At 35.0% G+C, this 4,403-nt stretch carries 2 protein-coding genes and 1 pseudogene; 2 read left to right on the forward strand and 1 reads right to left on the reverse strand.

What is annotated here, in order from left to right; translation table 11 throughout:
* Positions 1-463 precede the first annotated feature (463 nt).
* Positions 464-2,524 carry a T9SS type A sorting domain-containing protein gene (locus tag H0V01_15595; protein MBA2584795.1) on the reverse strand — a complete coding sequence of 687 codons (2,061 nt, stop codon included), beginning with the start codon at positions 2,522-2,524 and terminating at the stop codon, positions 464-466.
* A gap of 828 nt (positions 2,525-3,352) precedes the next feature.
* On the opposite strand from H0V01_15595, the gene H0V01_15600 reads away from it, so the two are divergent.
* Positions 3,353-3,913 carry a hypothetical protein gene (locus tag H0V01_15600; GenBank protein ID MBA2584796.1) on the forward strand — a complete coding sequence of 187 codons (561 nt, stop codon included), beginning with the start codon at positions 3,353-3,355 and terminating at the stop codon, positions 3,911-3,913.
* A gap of 39 nt (positions 3,914-3,952) precedes the next feature.
* Positions 3,953-4,075, forward strand: a pseudogene (locus H0V01_15605) (GNAT family N-acetyltransferase).
* Positions 4,076-4,403: the final 328 nt, after the last annotated feature.

Below are 4,403 nucleotides of genomic sequence, written 5' to 3' on the forward strand. Positions count from 1 at the left end.
ACATTGCATATAAGCAAGTGGCGGTCTAGGTACTCTATTGCAAAGCCTGGAATTTCTATTAACTTTGCTGCTCGCGGTTATTGGTTCGGTGCTGTAATCGCCACCTGCATATATGCAAATAACGTTATGCGGCAGCCTCTTTTTTCGCTAGTCAAAGACAGGATTGGTGGCCTTTCTTGCCTTTTTCACTCAGTAACTTTTCTGCAATTTTCAAATACCGGAGCAGCCCTACGCTTCGTAATTTAATTTTTTCCTCGCGCACAAAAATTGAAATCCCCCAGACACACAAAACAGCACTTATACTTTTGCCACAACCCCACAGGCCCTACACACCTTGGCAAAAGTATAAGAGCTGTTTTCTCCTGCCCCAATTCCTGCTATATTTAAATTAAAATAGTCTCTGCTTTTCAGAGCTTTTTTTATTCAAAAATAAAATCATACAAAGGCTACACATCTAACCAAACTATTGAACAACCACCTTAAGCACAACTGGCCCTTCAATTGTAAATACATGGACAAAGTATAATCCTTTCGAGGCCATTCTTAAATTAAATTCACCAGAAGTTGTATCGAATATAAAACCATTGAACACCTGACCGGTAAATGTATAAACCTTTATGGATTCAATTTCATTGTCAGCTTTTATCGCAAACAGTCCATTCCCTGGATTAGGCATGATTTGAACAATGGGTATTGTTGTTCTCTTTTCTGCTTCATTAAAAGTCACAGAGGTTGTAATAGCTTTATTACTCCATGCCCCATTTGATTCTGTACCAATAAAGACAACTTCCCCATCGCTTGAAAAACAATTAAGTTTACTCCCAAAATCCTGCTCATCCCCAAAAAGATTCCATGTTTCTCCATCATCATCAGAATAATAAACATTAAAATCGCTTAAACCAAATAGGACATTATTAATGGAATGTATAGAATTTACCATTAAAGTATCATTTACCGTTTCCCAAAATTCAGGATTCTCAAATTGTGTTTTATAAATACCATTGCCAGAAATAAAAACAGTATTATCATGGATTGCAATAGATTTTCCAACAAAATGATCAGGAAGCCCTTCTTCTATTAATACCCAGGATTTTGATGGATCTGTGGAATAATAAACACTGTTGTCATTACAGATCCCACGTCCATTCCTAAGCTCTCTTATGAAAAAATACTTATCGTTTTTCATATCAAAATCAATACCAGCAGGGTAGCATGTTTCCCCGTATGGCTCTTTAAAACCCTTGGTCGTGGTTGTATCCCAATTCCTCCCCATATCACCAGAAAGTAAAATTGATGTACTCATCCCAATTAAATTTTCGTTCCTTTCTTTTACTTTAAAGATATAATTGTTGTGCTTTTCAACAGTCCAATAAGCTTGGGGATTGGTTGAAAAAGCTAAATGAGATCGATAGTGGGCATAAGTGGTATCACCTTTTTTAGATAAATTTAAAAGTCCAGTACTAATGTTATAAGCAGATAAATTCTGTGAATATGTAATGAGTTCATTATCAGCTCCCAACAAGTAAAACACCCCCCCATGATAATCACCAACTGAAAAATACAGTTTATCCTCATATTGCCCCATATCAATAATACTTGAAGGAAGTTCTTGATGTACATGCTCGATTGACCAACTTAAATCATTTTCAGTAATTGTGGCAAGTCCTTTCCCGGATTTATAAAGAGTTCCATCAAATAAAATCAGGTCTTGGGCTCCTATTGATGGAAGGTTTCTATTCCATTCTTCCCAGGATTCACCTAAGTCATTTGACCTGAATACGCCATTGCCACCTGCGATAAATAAATCAGCCCCAACCAACGCCATACAAGATGGAGAAAAAGTTGGAGAATAAATCAATTTCCAGCTATTTCCGTTGTTAATCGACTTATAAAGATATCCGTGTCCACTGGCAAATATAATATTATCATGAGCTGTAAAGGTTCTTATGTCAATTAAATTCTTATCCGTTACCCAGGTTTCACCATTGTCATCAGAATAAGCCAACTGATTAAAGCCTGCGGCAAAAATCCTCCCTTTATTTTCAAAAAAATTTGCTGCATAATTATAATCAAAAGTATATACCTCCTTCCATGTATCCCCATTATCTTCCGATTTGTAAATAAAGGTGCGTCCACCCCAAACATAATTTGTTATAAGAATAGCTTTTTTAGTAGCTATCATGTCAGTGGCTTTAATTGGAGGATTAATTATAGACCAAGTTTTTCCTCCATCATTTGATCGGGAAAGGCCTTCATAATTATACCTGAAAAGGAAGTTGTCCTTTCTGCAAAATTTTCCCGGATAAAAGTTTCTTTTAATCCACTCTTGCTCCCCCTTCAATTTTATAAAATACCAGAACTGATAGTTTTTATCTACATTTAGGTATAAAGTATCCTCAAAGGTATATAAGTAACTATTGAATGTTTTAGGACTTTTTAATGGATACCACTTTTCAATTTGCTGTCCGGATACAAAGCCTAAACTTAAAGCTGGCATAATTATCAAAAGTATATACTTTTTCATTTTCTCTAATTTATTAAATAATAGAAAAAAGAATGCCGAAAAGTTTCATATTCATAAATGTTGAATAGTAACTATTTTTAAAAAGGATAAAAACCGGTTAAGACTACATCTGAAAGATGGAGTACTAATCGTAAAAGTCAGGAACGAAAACCCTTCCACGCAGGTAAGCACATTCACAATTCCCTCTAAAACCCATCCCACAAACCAAAAATTGTAAATAAGCTTACCTTCTTCCTTCCCCAGGCTAGGATTTAAATTTTTCCTCCCCCCTTAAAAAAAAATTAAATTACCCAACCACACAGAGCCACTGTCACTTTCATTAACGTTTTACTGTCCGCAACTAATCGTGACTTTCTATAAAGTGAGGAAGGCCGACCGCATAACATTGCATATCCTCAAGTGGCGGTCTAGGTGCTCTATTGCAAAGCCTTTAATTTCTATTACCTTTGCTGCTCGCGGTTTTTGGTTCGGTGCAATAATCGCCACCTGCGTATATGCAAATAACGTTATGCGGCAGCCTCTTGGAGCGCAATCTCCAAGAGACTTTCTGGTTGTTTTAACTTTTAGCATTTAAGAAATTTCCTGCAAACTTTCAACACCTGGAGATGCCATCGCTTCGTGCTTGTTTTTTTTCCTCACTCACTAAAAAATTAATATTGCCAGCGCAAAAATAGCACTTTCCATTTTCCCCTTATTCAAGGCCCATCACACAGAAAAATGTAAAGAGCTATTTCCACAGCGCAAGTGCCTGCATATATATTTCAGGAAAGTAATTGGCTTCTACAAGTAATTAAATATTATATTTGATTAATAACAAAACATTTAATAATGAAAAAAATAGTTTTACTTTTTTTTGTGACGATATTATTTGTTGATTCTGTAAAAGGACAAGAAGATTTAAAGATTCGAAACGAATCAATGAATAAAATTTCATTTGGAGTTAACATTGAACCATTTGCTTTAAAACCTATATTTAATGGATCGCGTTATCCATATTTTTATATCCTAAATTACAAGAGAAAACATAAAAAATATAATCTAAAAAGCGGAATAGAATTTAATTACACTTCCAGAAAAGATGGCAGAGGAAAAAAATACGTTTATAGTGGTTTATTAGGAAAAATTGGCATTGAAAGAGTGTTTCCTGTAGGGAGAAGAAATAATTTTTTATTAGGAGCTGAATTGGTAGGACTCACTCAATATTGGGTACGGTACCGCACTTATAATTATGGAGGTGGTATATCACCTGCTTGGCAATTTTTTATGACTAATAATATAGGTTTAACAACGGGTATTAATATCAATATTACACCTAGTCTAGATCATATCAAAGGTATTGATATCATGTTTGGAAGAATGCTATTTATAACATTAGATTATAATTTTTAATTTTAGAAACGTTAGGTAATGCTAAAAACAAAGAGAAGCAAAGTTTTAGAAAAGGTTGGTATGACAAGAGAAGGAATGAAGCGTAAAAAATTATCAATTAGAGGCGAATGGAAAGACAATTACTTTTACGGAATACTAGAAGACGATTTTGACAAAAACTAAAAGCTTTACTGCTAACAACAACAGGAAATGAAAATAATGTAATATTTGGAAAGGTTTGAAGTATAGACATTGCAGTTTTCCTCACACGGTGCAAGCACTTTTACAATTCACACCAGCCATTCCCGCAAACCAAAAATTGTAAAAAAGCTTGCCCCTCTCCCAAGAAGAATATTAATTTTTTATCCCCCCTCTTTTAAAAAAAACAAACACCCTCACGCACCGCCCAACTGTTGCTATTCATTGACGTTGTGCTGTTCGCAACTAATCGTGACTTTCTATAAAGGTAAAAGGCCGACCGCATAACATTGCATATCCTCAAGTGGCGGTC

Source organism: Bacteroidota bacterium (assembly GCA_013696965.1).
GTDB lineage: Bacteria > Bacteroidota > Bacteroidia > JACCXN01 > JACCXN01 > JACCXN01.

Bases quoted from the DNA above. Each gene is read 5' to 3' on its own strand.
- H0V01_15595 (MBA2584795.1), bottom strand. From the start codon at position 2,524: ATGAAAAAGTATATACTTTTGATAATTATGCCAGCTTTAAGTTTAGGC.
- H0V01_15600 (MBA2584796.1), top strand. From the start codon at position 3,353: ATGAAAAAAATAGTTTTACTTTTTTTTGTGACGATATTATTTGTTGAT.